Annotated in this window: 24 protein-coding genes; 23 read left to right on the forward strand and 1 reads right to left on the reverse strand. The window is 45.7% G+C overall.

From position 1 onward, the window contains the following. Window positions 1-161: 161 nt before the first annotated feature. From LZG73_RS13245 to LZG73_RS13355, 23 genes are all read left to right on the forward strand, one after another. Complete coding sequence (locus LZG73_RS13245; protein WP_233851012.1) at window positions 162-1,670, forward strand: sulfatase; 1,509 nt, start codon at window positions 162-164, stop codon at window positions 1,668-1,670. Window positions 1,671-1,680: 10 nt separating this feature from the next. After that, window positions 1,681-3,132 carry an NAD(P)/FAD-dependent oxidoreductase gene (locus LZG73_RS13250; RefSeq protein WP_233850137.1) on the forward strand — a complete coding sequence of 484 codons (1,452 nt, stop codon included), beginning with the start codon at window positions 1,681-1,683 and terminating at the stop codon, window positions 3,130-3,132. A 10-nt stretch (window positions 3,133-3,142) separates the two neighbouring features. Then, window positions 3,143-4,228 (forward strand): formylglycine-generating enzyme family protein, encoded by a 1,086-nt coding sequence (locus tag LZG73_RS13255; protein ID WP_233850139.1) that lies wholly within the window; start codon window positions 3,143-3,145, stop codon window positions 4,226-4,228. 24 nt (window positions 4,229-4,252) lie between these two features. Beyond that, window positions 4,253-4,798 carry an alpha/beta hydrolase gene (locus LZG73_RS13260; protein WP_233850141.1) on the forward strand — a complete coding sequence of 182 codons (546 nt, stop codon included), beginning with the start codon at window positions 4,253-4,255 and terminating at the stop codon, window positions 4,796-4,798. A 57-nt stretch (window positions 4,799-4,855) separates the two neighbouring features. Next, on the forward strand, window positions 4,856-5,464 hold the full coding sequence (locus tag LZG73_RS13265; protein WP_233850143.1) for a YceI family protein: 609 nt from the start codon (window positions 4,856-4,858) through the stop codon (window positions 5,462-5,464). A gap of 77 nt (window positions 5,465-5,541) precedes the next feature. Further along, on the forward strand, window positions 5,542-6,687 hold the full coding sequence (locus tag LZG73_RS13270; protein ID WP_233850145.1) for a glycoside hydrolase family 130 protein: 1,146 nt from the start codon (window positions 5,542-5,544) through the stop codon (window positions 6,685-6,687). Window positions 6,688-6,910: 223 nt separating this feature from the next. Beyond that, entirely contained in the window at window positions 6,911-7,465 is a 555-nt protein-coding gene (locus tag LZG73_RS13275; protein WP_233850147.1) for a fasciclin domain-containing protein, read from the forward strand. 278 nt (window positions 7,466-7,743) lie between these two features. Further along, window positions 7,744-8,508 carry a DUF1080 domain-containing protein gene (locus LZG73_RS13280; protein WP_409014338.1) on the forward strand — a complete coding sequence of 255 codons (765 nt, stop codon included), beginning with the start codon at window positions 7,744-7,746 and terminating at the stop codon, window positions 8,506-8,508. A 39-nt stretch (window positions 8,509-8,547) separates the two neighbouring features. After that, on the forward strand, window positions 8,548-9,399 hold the full coding sequence (locus LZG73_RS13285; protein WP_233850149.1) for a sugar phosphate isomerase/epimerase: 852 nt from the start codon (window positions 8,548-8,550) through the stop codon (window positions 9,397-9,399). Between the two features lie 23 nt (window positions 9,400-9,422). Next, window positions 9,423-10,487, forward strand: coding sequence for a ThuA domain-containing protein (locus LZG73_RS13290; RefSeq protein ID WP_233850151.1), 1,065 nt, complete (start codon window positions 9,423-9,425; stop codon window positions 10,485-10,487). Window positions 10,488-10,521: 34 nt separating this feature from the next. After that, entirely contained in the window at window positions 10,522-11,349 is an 828-nt protein-coding gene (locus LZG73_RS13295; protein ID WP_233850153.1) for a sugar phosphate isomerase/epimerase, read from the forward strand. Between the two features lie 82 nt (window positions 11,350-11,431). Continuing rightward, a complete protein-coding gene (locus LZG73_RS13300) occupies window positions 11,432-12,238 on the forward strand; it encodes an alpha/beta fold hydrolase (RefSeq protein ID WP_233850155.1) in 807 nt (268 codons plus the stop codon). Window positions 12,239-12,288: 50 nt separating this feature from the next. Then, window positions 12,289-13,356, forward strand: coding sequence for an aldose 1-epimerase family protein (locus LZG73_RS13305; protein WP_233850157.1), 1,068 nt, complete (start codon window positions 12,289-12,291; stop codon window positions 13,354-13,356). 110 nt (window positions 13,357-13,466) lie between these two features. Then, window positions 13,467-14,681, forward strand: a complete 1,215-nt coding sequence (locus LZG73_RS13310; RefSeq protein WP_233850159.1) for a class I mannose-6-phosphate isomerase — start codon at window positions 13,467-13,469, stop codon at window positions 14,679-14,681. Between the two features lie 105 nt (window positions 14,682-14,786). Further along, on the forward strand, window positions 14,787-15,848 hold the full coding sequence (locus LZG73_RS13315) for a sugar phosphate isomerase/epimerase (protein ID WP_233850161.1): 1,062 nt from the start codon (window positions 14,787-14,789) through the stop codon (window positions 15,846-15,848). Between the two features lie 20 nt (window positions 15,849-15,868). Further along, a complete protein-coding gene (locus LZG73_RS13320) occupies window positions 15,869-17,029 on the forward strand; it encodes a Gfo/Idh/MocA family protein (protein WP_233850163.1) in 1,161 nt (386 codons plus the stop codon). 225 nt (window positions 17,030-17,254) lie between these two features. After that, on the forward strand, window positions 17,255-18,757 hold the full coding sequence (locus tag LZG73_RS13325) for a sugar ABC transporter ATP-binding protein (RefSeq protein ID WP_233850165.1): 1,503 nt from the start codon (window positions 17,255-17,257) through the stop codon (window positions 18,755-18,757). 9 nt (window positions 18,758-18,766) lie between these two features. Beyond that, window positions 18,767-19,717 (forward strand): ABC transporter permease, encoded by a 951-nt coding sequence (locus LZG73_RS13330; RefSeq protein ID WP_233850167.1) that lies wholly within the window; start codon window positions 18,767-18,769, stop codon window positions 19,715-19,717. A gap of 42 nt (window positions 19,718-19,759) precedes the next feature. Then, window positions 19,760-20,695, forward strand: coding sequence for a sugar ABC transporter substrate-binding protein (locus LZG73_RS13335; protein WP_233850169.1), 936 nt, complete (start codon window positions 19,760-19,762; stop codon window positions 20,693-20,695). Window positions 20,696-20,699: 4 nt separating this feature from the next. Then, window positions 20,700-21,152, forward strand: a complete 453-nt coding sequence (locus tag LZG73_RS13340) for a DUF6932 family protein (protein ID WP_233850171.1) — start codon at window positions 20,700-20,702, stop codon at window positions 21,150-21,152. Further along, window positions 21,149-21,355, forward strand: a complete 207-nt coding sequence (locus LZG73_RS13345) for a hypothetical protein (RefSeq protein ID WP_233850172.1) — start codon at window positions 21,149-21,151, stop codon at window positions 21,353-21,355. The genes LZG73_RS13340 and LZG73_RS13345 overlap by 4 nt, the downstream gene beginning before the upstream one ends. A 328-nt stretch (window positions 21,356-21,683) precedes the next feature. Beyond that, window positions 21,684-23,051 carry a Gfo/Idh/MocA family protein gene (locus tag LZG73_RS13350; RefSeq protein ID WP_233850174.1) on the forward strand — a complete coding sequence of 456 codons (1,368 nt, stop codon included), beginning with the start codon at window positions 21,684-21,686 and terminating at the stop codon, window positions 23,049-23,051. A gap of 308 nt (window positions 23,052-23,359) precedes the next feature. Continuing rightward, the gene (locus LZG73_RS13355; RefSeq protein ID WP_233850176.1) at window positions 23,360-23,935 is read left to right on the forward strand and encodes a DUF4136 domain-containing protein; all 576 of its coding nucleotides are present in this window, start codon (window positions 23,360-23,362) and stop codon (window positions 23,933-23,935) included. A gap of 150 nt (window positions 23,936-24,085) precedes the next feature. Here LZG73_RS13355 and LZG73_RS13360 read toward each other — a convergent pair whose 3' ends face one another. Next, a complete protein-coding gene (locus LZG73_RS13360; protein ID WP_233850178.1) occupies window positions 24,086-25,543 on the reverse strand; it encodes a hypothetical protein in 1,458 nt (485 codons plus the stop codon). Between the last annotated feature and the right edge of the window lie 41 nt (window positions 25,544-25,584).

Raw genomic sequence — 25,584 nt, forward strand, 5'->3', positions numbered from 1 at the left:
CAGGAGCTGTTTCCCCTCGTTCACGAGAAGTATTTCTGACAAACATTTGTTAAATACTTTTCTGATAGCTTATTTTGTCTACCAATTATATAGAGTAAATGAAAATGCGTTACAAGTTTGCCTTAACCCACATTTCTAAATTTTCATTTTTATTGGCGCTGATGGCAATCAGCAGCAGTGTTATTGCGCAAACGCAAAGTCGGCCAAACATTATTTTCATCTTTTCGGACGATCATGCATATCAGGGAATTGGCGCTTATGGAAACAAAATTGCCAAAACACCCAACATTGACCGCATTGCGCGAGAAGGGGCGTTGCTAACTAATAATTTGGTAACCAATTCGATATGCGGCCCAAGCCGGGCAACATTACTAACCGGAAAATACAGCCATATGAATGGCTACAAACGCAACGACCGGACAAAATTCGACACCAATCAGACATTGCTTTCAAAGACATTGCAGCAAAGCGGTTATCAAACGGCCTGGATCGGTAAAATGCATTTGAACAGCCTTCCGGCAGGATTTGATTATTGGAACGTGTTGCCAGGACAAGGTCAATATTACAATCCTGAATTCGTAGGCCAGCCGAATGATACAACAAAATATACAGGTTACGTTTCTGACCTCATCACTAAGTTTTCGGTGGACTGGCTCGAAAAACGGGAAACTTCCAAGCCATTTTTCCTCATAGTCGGGCATAAAGCTACCCACCGCGAGTGGCTTCCGGATTTGCAGGATCTTGGTGCTTATGACGATGTAACATTTCCATTGCCTGCCAACTTTTATGACGATTATAAGGGTCGTACGGCAGCATTGCAGCAGGATATGAGCATTGAAAAAACAATGCGGTTGAAGCAGGATTTAAAGGTGGATGTCGATTACGAAAAAGACTTTGCATATAACCGCTTCAACCCCGAGCAAAAGAAAGTTTTCACGGCATATTACAACAAGATCAGCAAGGAGTTAGCTGACAAAAAGCTGACTGGCAAAGCATTGACCGAATGGAAATATCAGCGTTATCTACGTGATTATTATTCAGTTGCCAATTCGCTAGACCGTAACATTGGCAAGTTGCTTGACTATCTGGACAAATCAGGATTGGCTAAAAATACGGTCGTTATTTATGCATCTGACCAGGGATTTTATCTGGGTGAGCACGGCTGGTTTGATAAGCGTTTCATTTATGAGGAATCATTAAAAACGCCATTTGTGATCCGCTATCCAGGCGTGATCAAGCCAGGAAAAAAAGTTGACGATCTCGTTGTAAACATTGACTGGGCGCCCACAGTGCTTGATCTTGCCGGCGCGAAAGTGCCGACTGATGTGCAGGGCAAATCATTTTTACCATTATTAAAGGATTCGCAAACAGCAAAAGTGCCCTGGCGCAAGGAAGCCTATTATCATTATTACGAATTCCCCGAGCCGCACCACGTTTTTCCGCATTTCGGGTTACGCACCAGTCGCTATAAGCTCGCTTATTTCTACGGGGGAGCAGATTCCTGGGAATTATATGATTTAGAAAAAGACCCAACGGAAGGCGCCAACATTTACGGAAAGCCCGGAACAGAAAAGATTATAGCCGATTTGAAAGCAAAATTGAAGGTGCTGATGCAGGATTACAAGGATGACGAAGCGCTGAAACTTCTCGCGGGAGCCAAAAATATTTAATGATCGGGTTGTGCGAAAAGTAGAATATGATGCAGTCGTGGTGGGTTCTGGTCCGAATGGACTGGCAGGAGCGATCACCTTGCAGCGCGCCGGGCTGTCGGTTCTGGTGGTGGAAGCAAAGCCGACCATTGGCGGCGGAATGCGTTCTGCCGAGCTTACGCTTCCCGGTTTTGTGCATGATGTTTGTTCGGCGATCCACCCGATGGCAATGCTTTCGCCGTTTTTTAAAAGTGTGCCATTGAAGGATTTTGGATTAGAAATGATCCAGCCGGAATATGCCGCAGCGCATCCATTTGACGATGGCAATGCGGCCGTTTTGCACCAGTCGTTGGCGGAGACAGCAGATGGTTTAGGAATTGATAAAGGCGCTTATCTCGATTTTATGCAGCCGCTCGTCGAAGATCTCCCGGGCTTGCTGCCGGATTTGCTCGGGCCGCTGGAATGGCCAAAGCATCCGGTCGATCTGGCAGCATTTGGAATAAAAGCGCTTCCACCGGCCAGCTGGACGCGAAAGTTTTTTAAAACAAAGGAAGCAAGAGGCCTTTGGGCAGGAATGGCGGCGCATGCGATTCAACCATTGCAGAATGTTGCAACATCTGCATTCGGAATTATGCTCATGGCAGCCGCGCATTTGAAAGGCTGGCCTATTCCAAAAGGAGGCAGTCAGTCCGTGGCCAATGCATTGACGGATTATTTTAAAACAATAGGCGGGGAAGTTGAAACAGATTTTGAAGTAAAATCGCTGGATGAGCTTCCGGCTTCAAAGGTTGTTTTGCTTGATGTGACGCCCAAACAATTGTTAAGCATTGCCGGTGAAAAGTTAAGCGCATCTCACCGCAAAAGGCTTGAAAGATTCCGTTATGGAATGGGCGTTTTCAAAATTGATTGGGCATTGGAAGAGCCGATTCCTTTCAAGGCCGAGGCTTGCAAAAAAGCAGGAACTGTGCATTTGGGAAATACATTCGAGGAAATTGCTTACAGTGAAAAGAGCCTTTCAAATGGCAAGCATATAGAAAAACCATTTGTGCTTTTGGCGCAGCAAAGCCTGTTCGATCCGTCTCGTGTGCCCGCGGGGAAGCAAGCAGCCTGGGCCTATTGCCACGTCCCGAATGGTTCGACGAAAGATATGACGGACATAATCGAAAATCAGGTTGAGCGTTTTGCGCCAGGGTTTAAAGACGTTATCAAAGGAAAGCATGTGATGAACACGGTTCAAATCGAGGCTTACAACCCGAATTACGTTGGCGGGGATATCAACGGTGGCATCCAGGATATTTTTCAACTTTATTCAAGGCCAACATTGCAGTTTTCACCTTACCGCACTTCGGCAGAGGGCGTTTACTTGTGTTCGTCATCCACACCCCCGGGAGGAGGCGTGCATGGCATGTGCGGCTATCATGCTGCGAAACAAGCATTAAAGGATGTTTTTAAAATCAAAACGACCCAATTTGCTCGGGTTTAATAATCAGGTTATGAATTTTGTTAAAACAATTAAAATAAGTTTTTTACTAGGCATAGCAATTCTGTCGACGACAGGTTGTGAAAAAAAGCAGACGGCCGAAGAAAGAAAAGCCGACAGCCTTGCGCATTGCATTGCCGACGGGATGCCGTCGCGCGCAGCAGCGATCAAGAATGCGAGTTACGTGACAGAAGGAAAAGGCAATACAACCGGAATGGCGTGGATTGGCGGTGGTAAATTTCTGATGGGCGCTGATGAATTTCCAGACTCGCGCCCCATGCATGAAGTTTCTGTCAACGGTTTTTATATGGATAAACACGAAGTTACGAATGCAGAATATGCAGCATTTGTAAAGGCGACAGGCTATAAGACAATCGCAGAACGGCCCTTGAATCCAGCCGATTATCCGGGTGTTCCTGCCGACAAACTGGTGCCGGGTTCAGCCGTTTTTACACCAACCAAAACACAGGTTTCACTTGACAATCCATTGCAATGGTGGAATTACGTTCCGGGCGCCAGCTGGGCTCATCCCGAAGGACCGTCTTCTTCTATTAAAGGACGTGAAAACTTTCCTGTGACGCATGTTTCCTATGAAGATGCGGCCGCTTATGCAAAATGGGCTGGCAAGCGATTGCCAACCGAGGCAGAATGGGAATATGCCGCGCAAGCCGGAAGAGGCAATCACACTTATTATTGGGGCGATCAATTAAAGCCTGGGAACAAGTGGGTTGCAAACATTTATCAGGGCAGCTTTCCGGATAAAAACACCATTGAAGATGGGTTTCAGGCCGCCGCCCCTGTGCAGACATTTCCTGCCAATCCTTACGGCTTGTATGATATGGATGGCAATGTGTGGGAATGGTGCGAAGATCTTTACAGACCAGATTATTACCAAAAAAGCCCAAAGGATAATCCAAAAGGCCCATCTGACAGTTACGATCCAGAAGAGCCGGGTGCAGTGAAACGCGTACAACGGGGCGGTTCTTTCCTTTGCAGTGACGATTATTGCATTCGCTATAAGGCAGGAAGCCGCGGAAAGGGCGAAGTCACAAGCGGCAGCAACAACTTAGGATTTCGCTGCGTGAAGGATAAAATATAGTTTGTTTACCAAATAAAGAGGCATATGCAGTTTATAACCGTTCCTGGCTTGGCCAGTTCAGGGCCGCAGCACTGGCAAACCATCTGGGAGCAGCAATATCCGCATCTTTTCAGCAGAGTGCAGCAGGAGAATTGGGACTGGCCGGTGAAGGAGGATTGGGTCGGGCAATTGGAAAAGCAGATCAATGCATTGACCGGGCCGACGGTGTTGGTAGGTCATAGCCTCGGATGCATGACCATTGCACATTGGGCTGCCAGTCATGCGTCGGATCACATTAAGGGCGCATTGCTTGTGGCGCCGGCAGATGCAGAAATGTCCAGGCGTTTAAATTTTGTGATCGGGTTTACGCCCATCCCCATTAAACCTTTTGCATTTAAAACAGTCGTAGTAGCGAGCACCAATGATATATACGCAACCATAAGCAGATCAAAGACTTTTGCTGAGGATTGGGGCAGTGAATTTGTAAATATTGGAAAGAAAGGTCATATCAATGCAGTCTCAGGATTGGCGGATTGGAAAGAGGGAAAGGCGATATTGGAAGGTCTGAGTGGTGTTAAACTAGCTGAATAAAATTTAATTATATCTTCTTATCTTTCAAATCAATTTAACAATAACAATCGAATGACTATGAAAAAGATGTTTGTTTTCCTTTTTGCAGGTGTGCTGTTCAATGCTGCTGCAATCGCTGGCGGTCCTGATAAAAAAGCTGCAGACAAAACCCTCGCAGTGGACGCAAAAAGCAGCACAATAACATGGGGCGCGAAAAAAGTAACTGGCACACACGCAGGTTCGGTGCCCGTTGAAAGTGGTTCATTGATCGTCGATGGCGACAAATTGAAAGGCGGAACATTCGTTGCTGATGTAAAATCGCTTGTGGTTACGGATGTAACCGACAAAGATATGAATGGCAAACTGACTGGTCACTTGAAAAGTGATGACTTCTTTTCAGTAGAAAAACATCCTCAGGCTAAGCTTGTTATCACTTCGGTTACACCAAAAGGCGGCGACGCTTACGATGTTGCAGGTAAATTGACAATCAAAGGCATCACACAGGATGTGAAATTCCCGGCAACAGTAAAAGCAGATGCGAAGAAAGTGACTGCCAATGCCAAAGTAACAGTTGATCGCACGAAATATGACATCAAATTCCGTTCGGCCAATTTCTTTGAAAACCTTGGAGATAAGGCAATTGACAATGATTTCACATTGGATGTGAACCTTGTAGCCAACAAATAAGATAAGGTAATTTTAAGAAAAGTTTGTATAATCCGGCTCGATTCGTTCGAGTCGGATTTTTTAATTTCATTTTGTTTATGAAAAAAATATTTTCTGTGCTGGCCATAAGCCTCACCTTATTTTCAGGAAATGCATTTGCGCAGCAGGAAAACAAACTTCCAGAATGGACATTCGGAGGTTTCCAGCGTCCCGCCGGCGTAAATCCCGTCATTTCCCCTGACTCCACTTCCACATTTTTTTGTCCAATGAATAAGAGGCAGATCGATTGGGAATCCAATGACACTTTTAACCCTGCTGCAACCATTAAGGACGGAAAGATCGTGGTGCTTTACCGTGCCGAAGACAAGGCCGGCCGGGCCATTGGAAAACGCACTTCCCGCATTGGTTATGCCGAAAGTGAGGATGGAATCACATTTAAAAGGCGTAAAGAACCCGTTTTATTCCCGGCAGAAGACAACCAGAAAGCAATGGAATGGCCGGGCGGGTGCGAAGATCCGCGCGTTGCGGTCACTGAAGAAGGATTATATGTGATCATTTACACACAATGGAATCAAGACAAAGCACGGCTGGGCATCGCAACTTCGAAGGATTTGTTAAAATGGGAAAAACATGGCCCGGCATTCACCAAAGCATTCAATGGCAAGTTCAATGAAATCTGGTCGAAATCCGGCTCTCTAATCACAAAACTCGTTGGCGACAAGCAGGTTATCGCGAAAATCAATGGCAAATACTGGCTTTATTTCGGCGAAGCGAATGTAAATCTGGCTTCATCCACAGACCTCATTAACTGGACGCCGGTTGTTGATAAAAATGAAAACCTGGTCAATCTGATCTCGCCAAGAAAAGGCTTTTTCGACAGTAATTTAACAGAATGCGGCCCGCCAGCCATCGTTACGGACAAGGGAATCGTCCTTTTATATAATGGTAAAAATGACAAGGGCGAGGACGGTGACAAGCGGTTTACACCCAATAGTTACTGCGCAGGTCAGGTTTTATTTGATAAAAATGATCCTTCGAAAGTGCTCGCCAGACTCGATGTTCCGTTCTTCCGGCCGATGGAATCGTTTGAAAAAAGCGGTCAATATGTTGCAGGAACCGTCTTTCTTGAAGGAATGGTCTATTACAAGAAAAAATGGCTCCTCTATTACGGCTGCGCCGACTCGCGCGTAGGCGTTGCCATCTACGACCCCGCCAAGAAAACCCCCGGCGACCCACTCCCGTGATGTGCTGGTGCGGATGGTGCGAAGCCCCAGCTTCGTACCCACTATTCGCAGGCCTCCGGCCGACCAACCTCCGAAAACCGGCCGGAGGCCTGAAAATAAAAATCACGAAGCGAAGCTTCGCGCTAGCCAAAAAAGACAAAAAAGACAATAAAATTTCCAGCATCATCGATCCATCAGAATTTCAAAGGCGTATATCTGGTATTAAAAAACAAACTTATTACCTATGAAAACGTCAATGAAAATTACAAGCTTTTTGGCAGTGGCTTTGATGACTGCCTTCAGTGCATTTGCGCAAGAAAAAACAGTAACAGTGGGTGGAGCACCAATGTATCCTTCCAAAAACATCATTGAAAACGCTGTCAATTCCAAAGATCACACAACATTGGTTGCAGCTGTAAAAGCTGCGGGATTGGTTGAAACATTGTCTGGCACCGGCCCTTTCACTGTGTTTGCACCGGTTAATGCAGCATTCGACGCGCTTCCAGCAGGAACGGTTGACAACTTGCTGAAACCAGAAAACAAAAGCACATTGACTTCGGTTTTGACTTACCACGTTATCCCTGGAAAAGTTGATTCCAAATCAGTTGCGAAAATGATTAAAGACGGAAAAGGCAAAGCAATGGCAAAAACGGTTCAGGGAGCTGAGCTTACTTTTTCGATGGACGGAAAAGACCTGATCGTTACAGATGCGAAAGGTAACAAAGGAAAAGTAACCATCGCAGACGTGTATCAATCTAACGGCGTCATCCATGTAATTGACAAAGTTTTAATGCCTTAATAATTGAGTTATGTGAAGTTGGTGAGTGAAGTTGGTTGTGATGTGGCGGGGAAGCTTAGGCTTTCCCGCCTTTTTTTGTGCGCAATGCAGACTTTCCAGATTTTCGAAAACGTGGAAAGTCTTGTTCAGGCAGGTTAGTACAGGACAGTCGCCCGGATATTTTTAGGAATTTTTGGATATTAATTTCTGCTTTTTTAAGAGTAGTTATCAAAAAAATTCCCGTTGTTGTAAGGGAAGCCCAATTTCAAGAAGTCACTAAACCAATAAATACAATCCAAATGAATTCCAGATTTATCAGCGCCGGACTTATGCTGGCCGTTTTAATGACCATTGGAAGCCAGATTTCATGCGTGGCGCAAAAGAAAGAAAAAGGGTTCGTTTCCATTTTTGATGGTAAAACATTGAAGGGATGGGACGGCGATCCGAAATACTGGAGAGTTGAAAATGGAAATCTTGTAGGAGAAATCACCCCGGAAACCCTTTTGAAAACAAACTCTTTCATCATTTGGAAAGGCGGCGAGCCCGCAGACTTTGAACTGAAAGGTTCTGTTAAGATCGCAACAGCCGGTAATTCAGGTGTTAATTACAGAAGCGAGCAGTTGACGGACGTTCCATTTGCATTGAAAGGTTACCAGGCCGACATTGACGGAAAAAACAATTATACAGGCCAAAATTATGAAGAGCGCAAAAGAACAACGCTCGCATATCGCGGTCAAAAAACGACAATTAAGCCTTACACAGGAGAAAATACACCAGAGGCCGTTCGCGCGGGAGTAAAAGGCAATGCCTGGACGAGTTTGGAAGTGACGGGCTCATTAGGAAGCTCTGATTCGCTGAAAACGTTGATTAAGAGCGAAGATTGGAATGAGTTTCACATTGTTGCCAAAGGAAATCGCCTGCAACATTACATTAATGGTGTATTGATGAGTGATGTGACTGATAATGATACAGTTAATGGCAAGAAGAGCGGATTGTTAGGCGTGCAGGTTCACGTTGGCCCACCAATGAAAGTGGAATATAAAGATTTGAGAATCAAACAATAATACGATTGCCGACAGCAGGCAGCAACGAATTTTAGTGAAATGAATAAAATAGGATTTAATGTGCTTGCCTGGACGGCGGCGGTTTCTGACGACCTTTTTCCAATCCTTGATCGATTAAAGGGGATCGGTTATGACGGAGCGGAATTTTATTTAGGCCCTCAGGAATCGGCTGCTTATCAGCGCGTTGGAAATTATACCAAAGATCTCGGGCTCGAAACGACGGCTGTGGTAACGGTCGGCGCAAATGAAAATCCGGTGAGCGAGTCGGCGGAGATACGGCAAAAGGCTTTGGATAAGATCAAATGGGCAGTGGACCGGGCGCATGATCTCAATGCAAAAGTGATTTGTGGCCCATTCCATTCGGCGCACACAGTTTTTGTTAATCGGCCCGCATTGGATCAGGAATATGCATTGGCGGGAGAAGTTTTGCACGCAGCCGCAGATTATGCAGCACAAGCCAACATTACATTCGCATTAGAGGCGCTCAATCGTTTTGAATGTTACTTATGCAACACGATGGAGCAATTGCTCAAACTCGTAAAAGCAGCCGATCATCCCAATGTGCGCGCCATGTTCGACACGCATCATTCCAACATTGAAGAGAAAAAATATTCCACGGCGCTCCAAACCATTGCACCCGTTTTAGCTCATGTGCACATCAGCGAAAACGATCGCGGAACACCCGGTGACGGACAAGTGCTTTGGGACGATGCTTTTTCATCATTGGCCGCAATCAAATATCAGGGTTGGCTTACGATTGAAGCGTTTTCAAGGAATGATCCGGATTTTGCCAATGCAATCGGGGTTTGGCGGGAGTTTTCAGACCCTTGGGACATGGCCGAAAATGGTTACAAGTTTATCCGCGAAATGAGCCTGAAACACGGCCTTTGATCCCAACAAAAGATTCCTGAACCATGCATAAAGTCTTTAAATTATTGCTGATCAGTATTGTTGCATTTGTTTTCAGCTTCAAAACCATCAATGCAAAAGCGCAGGGTTTCGACGCCGACAAATATCGTGTCGTTTATAAAGGCGATAAAGGTCCGGGAGCAGGCAAGAACATTGTTTTCATTGCCACAGACCACGAATATAGAGGCGAAGAGTCGCTGCCCGCATTGGCAAGAATTCTGGCAAAAACTTATGGTTTTACTTGCACCGTCGTATACGCACTCGATTCCGCGGGCAACATTTTCCCGGGCGGCTCTGACATTAAGGGCTTGGATGTCCTAGACAAAGCCGATCTGCTGGTTATGTTCATGCGCTTCGCCAGCTTCCCCGACGCGGAAATGCAGCACATTGACGATTACATCAAACGCGGCGGGCCGGTCGTCGCTTTCCGCACTTCCACCCACGCTTTTGACACAAAAAAGAATCCCAAATGGGCACATTACGGCTGGGATTACAAAGGCGACAAAACCAACTGGAAGGATGGCTTCGGCGAATATGTGCTGGGCGAAACGTGGGTTTCTCATTACGGGACAAATCACAAGCAGTCTTCCAAAATCATTATTGAAAAATCGCAGGAAGCGCATCCAATCATGCGTGGTGTGAAAGATATGTGGGTGCAGTCGGGTGGTTACACGGCTGAGCCTAAGGGAACTGTGCTTGCCAGAGGCCAGGTTTTGAACGGCATGACGGCCTCTTCTGAGCCCGATAAAACAAAAGAATTGCTGCCCGTTGCCTGGATCAAGGATTATCAGGTTGAAAATGGCAAAAAAGGGCGCTCCTTCACAACTACACACGGCGCGTCCGAGGATTTATTAAATGAAGGCTTTCGCCGGATGGTGCTCAATGCCACATTCTGGGCCTTGGGCATGGAAAAGGACACTAAGCCTGACAATAACATTGCTTTTGTGGGCCCTTACAAACCTACAACATTCAATTTTAGCGGTTATAAGGCCAATGTTAAACCTTCCGATCTGGCAGGCTGGGATTCGCTCATTATGCCGGGTGAAGTTGTCAAAAAGAAAGCCAAATAATTTTTGTTTTGATCAATAATTAAAAAATATTTTAATGTCTCAAACACTTCCATTTCGCTTCGGGTCAGAGGTTTACACCTGGTTTATGAGCAACAACGGGCAAACGCATCAGGGCCGGCTGGGGCATATGATTGAAGTCATCGCAAAAGCCGGTTTTACCGGAATTCAACCCATTTTTACCTGGATGGGCGATTTGATAGATCCAGACAAACTCGAAGCAAAATTGCAGGAACAAGGCATTGAACTGGCAGCATTGGCACTCGCATTGGATTGGAACGAGGCAGAAGAAACCGAGCGTGAACGTGAAGTTGCCGACCACGCGATCCAAGTTTTGCAACGCTTTCCAGGCGCGGTTCTGAACACAGTCCAGATCCCCACTGGTCGCCATGATCTTGCGGAACGTCAAAAGCGACTTGTCAACATTGTAAACACCGTTTCAAGACGCGCGGCGGATAAAGGTGTCACATGCAGTTACCATCCCAATTCACCGCACACATCCATTATCCGCACAGCCGAAGATTACAAAATCGTGCTGGAATCGCTGGATTCGACGGTTACGGGCTGGACGCCGGATGTGGGTCACATTATCAATGGCGATATGGACCCGTTGTCGAAAATGAAGGAATATCAATCGCTCATCAACCACGTGCATTATAAGGATTGGGACGGAAATCCTGAATTTACATTAATGGGCAAAGGAAAAGTTGATCTTCTGGGCGTGACACAATGGTTGAAAGACATTAGTTATAGCGGCTGGATCATTTGTGAAGATGAGGGAAAAGAAGCTTTGGAAGATCCAGACTTCGTAACAACCCACGATGGCAACTGGATTCAAAACGACCTGATCCCAGCGTTAAAATAAGCCCCAGTGGGACTCCCTGTTTCTAGCAACAAACATTTTAATTGGTTTTAGGCCCCAGAGGGCTCCCTGTACCATTCCACGTATGCCAACAATCAAAACCAACGGAATCAACATGTATTACGAAGAAAGGGGCTCGGGCGAGCCGCTTTTGCTGATCATGGGCATCACGGCGCCCGGAGCAGTCTGGAATGTGCATGTGGCTGATTGGAAACATCATTTTCGTTGCATAATCGGGGATAACCGCGGCGTAGGGCAAACCGACAAACCAGCCGGACCTTATTCAAGCGAGCAAATGGCCGATGATTACGCTGGCCTGCTCGATTCGCTCGGACTGGAAAATGTGCAGGTCGTAGGCTGTTCCATGGGCAGCACCATTGCGCAGCAGCTCGCGATCAGGCATCCGAAAAAAGTGAAATCACTGGTGTTAATGTGCCCCTGGGCGCGCTGCGACAATTATGCAAAAGGATTGTTTCAGCACATTATGAACAGCAAAGCCCGTTTCCGGCCGGAGGAGTTCAGTTTATACATTCAATTATTGATCTTTTCAAAATCTTCCTGGGATAACCCGTTGAAGCTTGAAGAGCTTGAATTGGGCAGGAAGCAGGATGCTGTAAATCCGCATCCGCAACCGCTGCACGGACTCGAAGGCCAGGCCGCGGCCTGCATCAATCACAACGCATTGCCGCATTTGGGTCAAATTGATAAGCCAACATTGGTGATAGGAGGCCGGGAGGACATTTTCACACCAGTTTGGATGGCGGAAGAAGTCGCAAATGGCATTCCCAATGCTGAATTGTTTCTTTACGAAAAATTGGGACACGCATTTCATTTTGAAAATACAGATGATTTCAACCTGAGGGTGAGGGATTTTTTGTCGAAAACACATTAAAGAAAGGTGGTTTAAGCCTTTTTTATTTTTGAATTGACCTAAGTAAAAACATGGAAAGTGCGGAGCATATAAATCAGGACTGGCGGGATAAGGTGTCCAATCACTTGCAGATCGGAGGCATTGAAACGTCTGTTCTGGACAACGGCGCCGGAAGAGGCACGCGGATCGCCTGGATTAACACAGGAGCTGGATTTCGCTTCAAAGTGGTGATTGATAGAGCGATGGACATTGCAGATGCGTTTTATAATCAGCATAGTCTGGCCTGGCTCAGTCACGGCGGCATTACTTATCCGCAACCATTTTCAGATAAAGGCATTGACTGGTTAAGAACATTTGGCGGTGGATTGCTCACAACCTGCGGACTGACGCACGTCGGCGGACCTGAGTCGGACAGTTTCGGGGACAGAGGTTTGCACGGATTGATCAGTAATTCGCCGGCAGAGATCGTGTCCATCATTCAGCCGGACCCGAGAGCGGGTAAGCTGGAAATGAGCATTACGGGCATAATCAGGGAAACAAAACCATTCGGGCCCAGTCTGGAACTCAGAAGAACCATTTCAGCCACATTGGGACAACCCGGCCTTCGCATTCACGACGAAGTAACGAATAAGGGCAACACGCCTTCGCCGCACATGCTTTTGTATCATTTCAACTTCGGCTGGCCACTGGCTGAAGAAGGCACTGACATTCTTTGGCGGGGCAAATGGCACCCAAGGCACGGTGAAGCAAATGCAAAGATTTTCAAAGAAGGAAACGATTTTAAAAAATGCCCCGCGCCACTGGACGACCATTTGGGAAGCGGCGAAGAAGTGGCTTTGGTTGACATTGAGGCGGATATTTTCGGCGACAGCGTTTGCGGACTTCATAATGAGAAAATCGGCATGGCTGTCGGACTTAAATTCAAGAAAGAACAACTTCCCTGGATGGCGAACTGGCAACATTGGGGCAAAGGCGAATACGTTACCGGCCTGGAACCCAGCACGCATCCATTGAACGGTCAGGCCAAGGCGAGAGAGGATAAAACCTTGATTTTTATTGAGCCGGAAGAGACGAAGGTTTATGATTTGGAATTGAATATCATGACTGATAAGGAAGCGATTAACGAATACTTTTTATAATGAATACTTGCTAAGTCTTTAAGACTTAGCAAGTCTGAGCGACCCATCTTGATACTAGGGAAGTCTAAGCAGAAACAATAATTTACTAAACCAATTTTTTCAACACAACAATGGGACTTTCGAGTATAGCTGAAAAGGCATTAGAGCAGGGTAAAGGGATTTTGCGTTTGGCGCCGACATGGGTGCCGCGTTCATTTTGCGTTCCCGGCCGCAGGATAAAATTACATCCGGACGATTATTATGTGCTGGGTGGCGTGCGTGGTGGGATCGACGAGCGTTGGTTATCATCCACAACACCTGCAAAAAATGGCCCCTTGACCGGTGAAAATGAGGGATTAAGTGCCGTTGTTTATGATGATGGAAATGGCGAGCAGCAGATTTTGCTCAAAGATGCAGTCGACGAGCTGAAAGGTGAATTGATCGGTGACCGGCTGTGGAATGAATATCAAAGCTGGCCAATGTATTCTAAGTTTTTTGACAACATGGGCCCATTGCCTCACCACATTCACCATAACGACGAACATGCTGCATTAATCGGCCAGAACGGCAAGCCTGAGGCATATTATTTCCCTCCGCAATTGAATAACCACGGCGGTGATTTCCCTTACACATTCTTCGGCATTACACCGGGAACGACTAAGGAGCAGATCAAGGAATGTCTGATGAATTTCAATAAAGGCGATAACAAGATCACGAATTACTCATCCGCATTCCGCCTTGAACCCGGAACTGGCTGGGACGTTCCTCCTGGGATGCTGCACGCCCCGGGAAGCCTTTGCACATATGAGCCGCAAAAGGCTTCTGATGTTTTTGCAATGTATCAATCGCTTGTGAATGAAGCAATTGTTCCAGAAGAGTTGCTTTGGAACGGAACACCCGAAGACCGCAAAGGCGATTATGACCAATTGATGGAAGTGATCGATTGGGAACTGAATACAGATCCTAACATGCTGGAAACCCGCTTCATGCGTCCAAAGTCTGTTCGTGACGATGCCGAAATGGAAGCAGCAGGTTATAGTGAAAAATGGGTTTGCTATCTTAATGAAGCATTCAGCGCAAAAGAACTGACTGTTTTCCCTGGTCAAACTGTAACGATTAAAGATGCAGCGGCTTACGGAATTATTGTGATGCAAGGCCACGGCAAATTTGGTGTTTGGGACATTGAAACACCAGCATTGATCCGCTACGGACAACTGACTAATGATGAATTTTTTGTAAGCGAAAAAGCTGCAACAGAAGGCGTTGTGATCAGCAATCCTTCCAAAACAGATCCTATTGTAATTCTGAAACATTTCGGTCCGGGCAATCCGGATTTGGTGTTGTAAAAGTTAAAAGTTTATGAGTCGATGAGTTTAAAGAATTTATAAACTTTTAACTCTAAACTCATAAACCTTGAACTATAAACTTCTTAAACTTTAAACTTCTTAACCATGCCTGAAAATAATTATCCTAAACTTCACAATGCCACCTGGCCTGGGATTGTGGGGAAAGGTTCTGATGAGGAGCCGATTATTTCTTTTGATACAATGCTTGAAAAAACCGCCGCTGCGGAAGTGGATGGCGTGCGTTTTGATGGCGTTGATCTGGGCCTTTTCGATCCGCATGTTGGCATTTACATGAACCAGGACGGCGGTGCAGAGCGACTGGCTGAAAAGTTGAGCGGCCTGAACCTCGAAGTGGGGAGCCTTGTTGCCAATGTATGGGCTGGCTCCGCAATGGGGACTAAGGAAGCGCGCGATACATTCATCGAGCAGGTGCGCCAGGCGTGTATTTTCGGCAAGCAATTGCGCGATCTGGGCATTCGACAGGGCGGCGTGATCCGTGTGGATTCTGCTGCTTCACCGGAAGTTTGGTCAGTTGATCCGGCTGCAAATACGAAGCAAATCGCTGAGACATTCCGACGAGCTTGTGACGTTGCAGCTGATTTTGGTGAAAAAATTGCTGCCGAGGGAGAGATTTGCTGGGGTGGCATGCACAGCTGGAAAGCAATGCTCGACACGCTAAAAGCTGTTGATCGCCCGAATATGGGTTTCCAAGCCGATATGTCGCATACATTCCTTTATTTATTGGGTTATAACGCGCCAGAACATCGCATTTTGCCTGTTGATTTCCAATGGGGCGATCGCTTCGCTTTGGAGGAAGGTTTGAAAAAAATGACTGCTGAGCTGCGTCCATATACATTCGATTTCCACGTTGCGCAAAACGACGGAACCGTGCACGGAACAGGATCGCACGATAAAACCGGTCGTCACTGCCTGGCAACGGATCCAAACGGGAAACTGGACATTACAAAAGACGCCGGATACTGGCTTCGCGACGAAAACGGAAACATTACCAAAGCATTCCGTCACATCTGCTGGGATGGCTGCATGTTCCCGAATGAGGTCATGACCAACCAGCAAACCTGGAATGACATCCTTGCTGCGCTGGTGAAAGTGCGTCAGGCGCATGGCTGGTATCAGGAAGATAAAGTTGTTTCTCCCATTGTTTAACCCGATTTGGATTCAATAATATGTCAAACAAAAAAGAGATCAGGATTGCGTTGATCGGAACCGGATTAATGGGCCGCACGCATTCCAATGGATATAAAAGAATTGGTGACTTCTTCCCTGAGCTGGAATATCGTCCTGTTTTGAAGGCAGTCTGCTCGCGTAATGAAGAAAAAGTGCGTGCATTTGCTGAGCAGTGGGGTTACGAAAGCATTGAAACAGACTGGCGAAAAATTATTGAGCGTGACGATATTGATGCAATAGACATTTGCACGCCCAATGATACGCATGCCGAAATCGCGATTGCCGCCGCTGCCGCAGGTAAAATGATTCTTTGCGAGAAGCCTTTGGCAAGAACATTGGAAGAAGCAAAAACAATGGTGGATGCGATTGAAAAATCGGGTGTTAAAAACACAGTCTGGTATAATTATCGCCGCGTTCCTGCCGTAACATTAGCAAAGCAAATCGTTGATTCGGGTAAATTGGGTCGTATTTTTCACTATCGCGCCAACTTCCTGCAAGACTGGACGATCAATCCGGATGTTCCGCAAGGAGGCACCGCAACATGGCGCCTGGATGTGGACGCAGCCGGTTCTGGTGTAACGGGCGACTTGCTCGCACATTGCATTGACACAGCCATGTGGATTAACGGAGGCATTAAGGACGTTTCAGCTGTAACTGAGACATTTATCAAAGAACGCGTGCATGCCGCAAGCGGTGAAGTGCAAAAAGTGGGCATTGACGATGCTTGTATTTTCCACTGTCACTTTGATAATGGTTCGTTAGGCCTCTTTGAATCAACACGTTATGCGCGCGGCCACAAGGCGCTTTATACATTTGAAATCAATGGTGAGCACGCGTCCATCCGCTGGGATCTGCATGATTTGAACCGTCTAGAATATTTTGACCATAATGATGAATCCATCGTCCGCGGTTGGAGATCCATTCTGGTAACCGACAGCGATCAGCCTTATATGAAGCGTTGGTGGATTCCCGGAACGAGCATTGGTTACGAACATTCATTCATCCACCAGGCCGCTGACTTTTTCGAAAGTCTGCAAACCGGCGACCCTTGTCGTCCAACTTTCAAAGATGCTTACGAAACTCAGAAAGTTTGTGAAGCTGTGTTGGATTCGGCAGCTTCCAAGAGCTGGAAAGACACTAATGTTGTCTGGGAAGGCTGAGATTTATATTCAGTTCAACTTCTTCTATTCTACATCATTTATTATGAAGCCCAGGGTTGAAACCCTGGGCAATGTTTTGTTTTTGAGGGTTTTTCGTGTGGGATGGTTTTCAACTTTTTTCGGAAAACAATAGTCATTTGATTTAAATAAGAGAATATTCATTATTTAAACTAACATCCAAAAAAGCATCAATTGCCCCCCGGTTTCAACCGGGGGATAAATAATATGATTGAATCAATCCTCAAAGTTTCAAATCTCTCAAAGTCATTTTCTGGTGTGAAAGCACTGGATAATGTTCAGTTTGAGCTGCAAAGAGGAGAGGTTCATGCCTTAATGGGAGAAAATGGCGCTGGAAAGTCCACTTTCATGAAAATCCTGATTGGCTTGCTCGCGCCGGATTCGGGAGAGATTATTTTTGAAGGGGAAGCTTTGCGGAACAGCAATGTGAGCGACACATTGAAAAGAGGCATTTCCATGATCCATCAGGAGATATTGATCATTCCCGAGCTGACTGTTGCGCAAAATATTTTTTTAGGAAGAGAAAGAGAAATTTCTGGTAAAAAAGGCTGGGCGTTCGACTTGCTCGACGATGCTGTTATTGATCAGAAAGCGGCACTTTTACTTGAAGAAATGGGAGTCAACATTGATCCCAAAGCTAAAATGAAGTATTTGAGCATTGCTCAAATGCAAATGGTGGAAATTGCAAAAGCGATTTCCAATGATGCAAAAGTGATCATTATGGACGAACCGACGTCGGCCATTTCTGATAAAGAAGTTGATACACTTTTCAATATCATCAAAAAATTAAAAGCCAAGAGCGTAAGCATCATTTACATTTCGCACAAAATGGACGAGATCTTCAAGATTTCGGACACCATAACGGTGCTGCGCGATGGCAAATACATTGCAACCAAAAGCGCGGCAGATCTGGATAAGCATGCGCTGATTGCCATGATGGTTGGCCGTGAAATTGATCACATGTTTCCTGAATCAAACGGCAAAAAAGGAGCGCTGGCGATTTCAGTGAAAGGTTTGAGCAAGAAAAATCATTTCACTGATATCAATTTTGAAGTTTATAAAGGAGAAATTCTTGGATTTGCAGGATTAATGGGCGCCGGACGGACGGAGATCGCGCGCGTCATTTACGGTCTGGACAAACAGGACGGTGGCGAAATAAGCATTAAAAATCAGTTGATTATAAATAAAAATCCGCGTCAGGCCATTGCAAACGGAATCGGTTATGTGAGTGAAGATCGCAAGGGTTTGGGTTTTATTCCGGGCATGTCCGTCAAAGACAACACCACGTTGGCCAGCATGAACCGGCATAGGAAAGGGATTTTTGTAAATAAGGCCGCTGAAAAAGCTTTCACCGAGCGCATAATCGCCGATCTACGCATTAAAACCGCTGATATGAATCAGAAAGTGACTTATCTGAGTGGAGGCAATCAACAAAAAGTAGTCATTGGCAAAGTGTTACTGGCCACTCCCAACGTCATCATTCTGGACGAGCCAACCCGCGGCGTGGACGTTGGGGCCAAATTTGAAATATACAAACTCATCCGAAGTCTGGCAGATCAGGGAATTGCGATCATTATGATCTCGTCCGAACTGCCTGAAATCCTGGGAATGAGCGATCGGATTTTGGTTTTATCAAAAGGAAAACAAACAGCGATTCTTTCCAGGGAAGAAGCGACACAGGAATTAATCATGAAATACGCCGTCGCGTAGCGCAGCAATATGAATGCAACTTTTGCTTCCCGATTTAAAAATTTTGGTCAATACGGCATTTTTCTGGCTTTTATATTGATTTGCCTGGCACTCGCATTCAGCACGCCTCGGTTTTTTACAGTTCCCAATTTGATGATCATTGGAACACAGGTTTCGATCAATGCATTGCTTGCTTTCGGAGTCACTTTTGTGATCATAACCGGCGGAATTGACCTGTCGCTGGGATCAATGGTTGCTGTTGCAGGCGTAACTACCGCTTTGTTCGCGCATCCGGACACTTATCCGTTGTTGGTTCCGCTGCTGGCTGGTTTGGGTGCAGGGTTATTTTTTGGAGCGTTCAATGGTTTTGTTATTACAAAAAGCAAGGTGCCGCCGTTCATTGTCACATTGGGCACGATGACGATTGGTCGCGGTCTTGCATTGATTCTGAGCAAAGGCCGTCCCATCTCCAATTTGTCTGATTCTTTTAATTTCATAGGAGGCGGAAATGTCTTCGGCATTCCTTTTCCCATCATTATTCTGGTGGTCGCGTTCATTGTGTGTTCCATTATTTTGAACAAAACAGTTTTGGGTCGTTACATGTATGCAGTCGGCGGGAACGAGCCAGCCGCACGGGCCTCGGGCATTGACGTCACCAATGTGAAAATGTGGGTCTATACGCTCTGTGGGCTGCTTTCAGCTGTTGGAGGCATTTTGCTTACGTCCAGAATCACAACGGGGCAGCCCAATGCCGGCGCAGGCTTCGAGCTCGACGCCATTGCTGCTGCCATTATTGGAGGCACAAGCACATCCGGCGGCACCGGCACGATGACCGGAACATTAATCGGCGCGTTGCTGATCGGTGTGATCAGCAATAGTCTGGATCTGCTGAATGTGACGTCTTATTATCAGCAAGTTGTGATGGGCGTTATCATTATCGGCGCGGTTGTGCTGGACAGCATGGGCAAGAAAGATCGCTAAGCTTCAATCAACAGTTTACATTGAAATATGATGGTAAATCCGATGAAATTCATTTTACTAGCAGCATTATCCTTTGCAATTGCAGGTTGCAATCAATCTCAAAAAAGTGAAAGTGATGCAAGCGATTCAGGCAAAAAGCTTGTAGTGGGTGCGACAATGTTGAGCATGCAAAATGAATTCATTGTCAATGTCAGCGATGAAATGGAAGCCAAATCCAAAGAGTTGGGCGTTGAACTGATCACTGTGGATGCGGAACGATCGGCGTTGAAGCAAGTGGAACAAGTTGAAAGTTTCATCGCGCAAGGGGTGGATGCCATTATCATGAACCCCTGCGAAGTCGAGGCCAGTTCACCCGCAGTCAAGCTCGCCATGGACGCCAACATTCCAATTATCAATGTTAATTCAGAAACGTCTGCCAAACCGACCGCATTTGTGGGTTCAGACGACACCGAATCTGCAAGAATTGCCATGAAATATCTCGTTGAAAAATTAGGCGGCAAAGGGAATGTGCTTATCATGCATGGCTTTATGGGTCAGGCAGCGCAGTTGAAAAGGGATAATGGTGCAAAAGAAATATTGAAAGCCAATCCCGGAATGAAGCTCCTCGCCGAGCAAACCGGTAAATGGGACCGTGCCAAAGCCATGTCCTTGATGGAAAACTGGATTCAGTCTTTTGGTCCAAAAATAAACGCGGTTTTCGCGCATAACGACGAAATGGGAATGGGCGCCGTAAAAGCCCTCGAAGCCGCAGGTTTGAAAGACAAAGTAATTGTAATCAGCATTGACGCCATCCCCGACGCGTTACAATCCGTAAAAAAAGGCTCCCTAAACGCCACGATCTTCCAAAACGCTCAGGAACAAGGTGGAAAAGCAATAGAAACTGCTGTCAAAGCAGCGAAGAAAGAGGCGTTTGAAAAAGAAGTTTTGATTCCTTTCCAGTTGGTTACGAAGGAGAATGTTGGGGAGTATATGAAATGATTGAATGAACGATTTGGATTTTGACGAAAACGGATATCTAACCCCGTATGATATCATTGACATTGATTGGCTGCATCTCGAAGAAACGTTCGTGTTTAGTAGTGTAAGGACTACCATTTTTATTCAGTTCAAGAAGTTGGTAGCAGAACTTACCGCAATTGGTGGCAAAAAATTTGATATATGGATCGACGGGTCATTCGCCAGTACAAAGACCAGTCCCAACGATATGGATCTGGTTTGCTTTGTGGATGAAGCTGATTACGACCGATATCAAAAAGAGTTAGTTGCTATGCGAAAAAACTTTTCGCTGCTAGACATCTACTTTGTTAAGGTTTATCCACAAGAGCATTCAAGCTACTTTTTAACTAACTTTGATAAACTGGATTGGCTACATTTCTTTTCTAGAGATCGCCAGAACCGAAAAAAGGGGATACTGAAAATTAGAATTGAGTTATGAAACAATATGATCAGCTTCAAAGCGAAATTCAAATTACGCTGGAAAAGATAGCAAGAGCAAATGCATCTATATCCAGGCACATGGCCCAGGATGACCCGGATGAATTGGCGATCAGTCAGTTTGCAGATTTCAAGAAGCAACTAACCGAACACTTACTTGAACTTTTGGCGGAAATGGATATTAGAGTGAATCTGGCTGCTTGACGCAGAACTATCAAATTACTCCCGCTTTTTTCTTTCATTAAGAAATCTCAAATTAACGCCTTCAAGCTGCCTACGAACAAGTTAATTTTCATCTGCAGGAATTCCTCGGCTTAAGCGTTAACTTATTCTTCCCTAAACGACAAACAATCCTCGCTTGTTTTGGCTTGGTAATATTCTGATTTCATGCTTCATCGATTTCTTTCGCCGTTGAGACGTGGTCGTATCGATAAAGTCACTCTTTCAAATAAAAATTTCTGCTGAAAGTAAACCAGCTTGCCAAATCCCTTTTAATTTCAGCTGAGCTAGTCCTTAACCAATCATTTATTCAATGAACAGTTTTAATATCAATCGCCGGAGTTTTCTTCATGGTGCCACGGCGGCACTTGCGCTTTCTACATTTGGGGCGCGTGGGATGGACCTTATCAATCCTGCAAAAACACTTCGGGTTGGACTTATTGGCACAGGATGGTATGGCAAAAGTGATTTGTTTAGGTTGATTCAAGTGGCTCCGGTTGAGGTGCTTGCGCTTTGTGATGTTGATAAAAATCAGTTGAATGAGGCTGGGAAACTCGTAAGCCAGCGCCAGAAGTCGGGTAAGACGCCAAAGTTGTATGGCGATTATCAAAAAATGCTTTCTGAAAATGAGATGGATATTGTCCTCATCGGCACGCCCGACCATTGGCATGCGTTGCAAATGATCGATGCGGTGAAAGCCGGAGCGCACGTGTATGTGCAAAAGCCTATCAGCGTGGATGTGATGGAAGGGGAGGCAATGGTGGCCGCTGCGCGCAAATATAAAAAAGTGGTTCAGGTAGGAACGCAACGAAAAAGCACACCGCATTTGATCGACGCAAAAAAGAACATTGTGGATGCAGGATTGCTGGGCAAGATCTCTCACGTTGAAATGTGCTGTTATTTTCATATGCGCAACAACGGCAATCCGCCTGTGGAAGCAGTTCCTGAGTTTTTTGATTACGAAAAATGGACCGGCCCGGCTCCGTTACGGCCTTACGATGGCCTTCCGCACGTTCGCTGGTGGCGCACATTTATGGAATATGGAAATGGTGTTACAGGCGATATGTGCGTGCACATGTTTGACACAGTGCGTTGGATGCTCAAACTGGGCTGGCCAAAAAAGATCAGCTCAACAGGCGGCATTTATGTGCAGAAAGAAGGCAAATCCAACATTTCGGACACGCAGTCTGCTATTTTTGAATATGATGATCTGAATTGCGTATGGCAGCACCGCACTTGGGGTACGCCGAATAACCCGGATTATCCGTGGTCGTTTACATTGTATGGCGAAAAAGGAACGCTTTGGGCGAGCACCATGGCATACGATTTCATCCCGCAGGGCAAGGGTGAGAAAATCCATAAAGATGTAGTTTACGAAAAAGAAAAATATCCGGAAGATCTGACCGAAAAGGCAATCGAGCTGAATGCTGCTCCCGCGACGCGGCTGCATATGCTGGACTTTTTAAGCGCCATTGACAACAGCAGCAAGCCCGTTGCGGACATTGAAGAAGGACATATTTCTACGGCAAGTTGTATTCTCGCAAATCTTTCTATGAAAACCGGCCGACCCATTGTTTATGATCCGGTAAAACGCGAAATTGTGGGTGATAGCGAAGCGAATGCGCTTTTAGCCCGCCCATATCGAGATCCATACAAGCATCCAGACTATCGAAAAGTCTGACTTCTTAGCCGTAAAAGTTTGTGGTCCCTATAATTTCCCAGTAAATCGCGTCCGGCTGACCCAGGGCGCTTGTTTGTTTACAACCAATCTTGGTCAAACAATGTCCTACATCAGAAGGCAAGAGTGCAAACGTTTGCATAACGGGAAATAGCTGTTTCTGACCTGTTTAATGTATTAATAAAAACGTTTTTTTAAACTTATATACCAAAAAAATTTGTTTAAAGTTATATGATATTGTTATCCGAACGATTAAACTTTTGCCCTCGGAAACTGTCAGATTATTAATAAAACAAAACGTTCAAACAGAGATGAAAACCATAGTGAAGTTGATGAAATCCACCATTGCGGTGGTTGTGGCGGGTGCGCTCATGATGTCTTGCAGCCAGGCGCTGCAAACAAGTTACGATTACGATTCTTCTGTCAATCTGAAACAATTCAAAACCTTTAAAGTTGAGGCCGAACATAACATGGAAACGGACCCGCTTTTAGGAAGTGAATTGAACAGGAGAAGGCTTGGAGATGCGGTTGTGGAGGTGATGGAGGCCAAAGGTTATAAAATGGACACCAAAAATCCGGACATTATCGTGCGTTTTATGACCGATGTAAAAGACCGTCAGCAAGTGCGTTCTAACAACATGTACTCACCTTATATGTGGTGGTATGGTGGCGGAAACAACATTTCGACCTACAATTATCAGGAAAGCCGTTTTATCCTGAACATTTATCAGAAAAACAGCGACAGGATGGTTTGGCAAGGATGGGCTTCCGGAAAAGTGAAGGCGCCTACCAAAAAAGAAGACCGTGAAACAATGGTAAAAAACACCATGACGGACATTCTGAAAACTTTCCCGCAAGCCACGCAGGACACGTACAGCAGGAACTAATTTTCTTGCGAGCGCTGGCGCGAAGCCCCGCTTCGTGACAATTATTAACAGGCCTCCGGCCGAAGAAGCATCACGCTCTTCCGGCCGGAGGCCTTATAATATCAGCACGAAGCGAAGCTTCGCGCTAGCACGCCAGCGTGCATTAGCATATCATCTACTTGCTTTTTGCAATTCAGCCGCCAGCGATTTGTTATCCGGAAATTCTTGCGGAATCCATCTATTTACGATCTTGCCAGAACCGTCGGTCACCAGAAACGGATAGCGGATGTCTATTGCGTATTTCTCTTTCAGTAATTCAATGTTCTCGTCTGAGGCCCAGAGATGCTTTGCATTTGGTCTGTCCTTGGCATACTGTTTCCATGTTGAGAATGGAATTCCAGGGGCAACGGAAACATACACAAACGTCGCCTTGTCGGCAAGTTGATCTTCCAATGCTTTCATTCCCGGTTCGTGTTGTCCAATGCTGAACGAGAAGACCATACAAACAGGCTTTCCGGCAAGAGAAGAAACGGTTACTGCTGTGCTGTCAACATTAAGCAATGTTACATCTGCAAGCGCAGCGCCAGGTTGCAATGCTTGCTTCGTTGTGATTAGTTTTGAAATGTATTCCGCATTGGGCGATTGCGGAAAAGTTGTTTTATAATCTTCTAAAAGCGCCTGGCTCGTTTCAATGGAAGGAATCGCCGTTGCTGCGTAGTTAAGCCAATAGGTGAGCAAATATTCCTTTTGTTTCGGGTAATTTGCCAGCTTCTCTTTGCTGAATGCATAAACATCTTTCAACGCATCCGGACTGATCTCATAACGTGATTCCGAAGCCAATGGAAATTTGCGTGTCGAAGGAATTAATGCCCAGTTGCGCAGTTCGTCGCGGTAGGACTGGCTTAGCAATGCGTCGTCGGATAGTATTTTGAAATCGGTCAATGTCAAGTCTTCCAGCTCCTTTCGTTGCTTGTCATCCAGTTTGGTAACGCGGTTGCGGCGTAATATTTTCTCCTGGATCAATCGGCGGGTGAGTGAAGGTTCTGTTGCTGTTGTCGCCAAGACATAAGCCTCAAAACCTGGCGCAACCGGGTTGCCTGCTTTAAATTTTTCGAATGCTTCCAGGCGCACATTTTTCAAACTATCGCTTTGCTGAACAACGCTTTTATTGTCAATCTGCGCCGGTTTGTAACCAAAAACAGGCAAATATTGATACTGATTTTCCAGGAAGTAATTTTTCAGGAAAGTCTGATAATTGGCGTTTTTGCCAGAAAACGTAACATCTGCATTGTCAGCAAAAGTAATGGTAAGGTCATCGCCCGGTTGCACAAACAGCATCCACGTTTTATTAATGCTTCCGCCGCCATATTGCAACCGCATCATTCTCGGTTCAGGCAATTGGATAACTGCTTTTTCAGTTGTTTTATCTTTAAAATCTGTTGAAACAACCGGTTCCAACTTGACATCAGCCAGGCCAATGCCCAGATTGGGGTGAAAGTGAACGTCTTCCTGAACCAGCGTTGCAGTTACTGGGCCTTGTTTTGAGTTAGTGAGCGTTATAGTTGCAGTATTTTGAGCTTTTACCAATGCACTGGTAAACAACAGGATCAGTAATGTTACTTTTCTCATTTTGTGTATAATAAGTTGTTTGAGGTTGTTTTTCAAGTGTA

Origin of the sequence: Dyadobacter sp. CY326 (assembly GCF_021390515.1) — a bacterium.
Taxonomy (GTDB): Bacteria; Bacteroidota; Bacteroidia; order Cytophagales; family Spirosomataceae; genus Dyadobacter.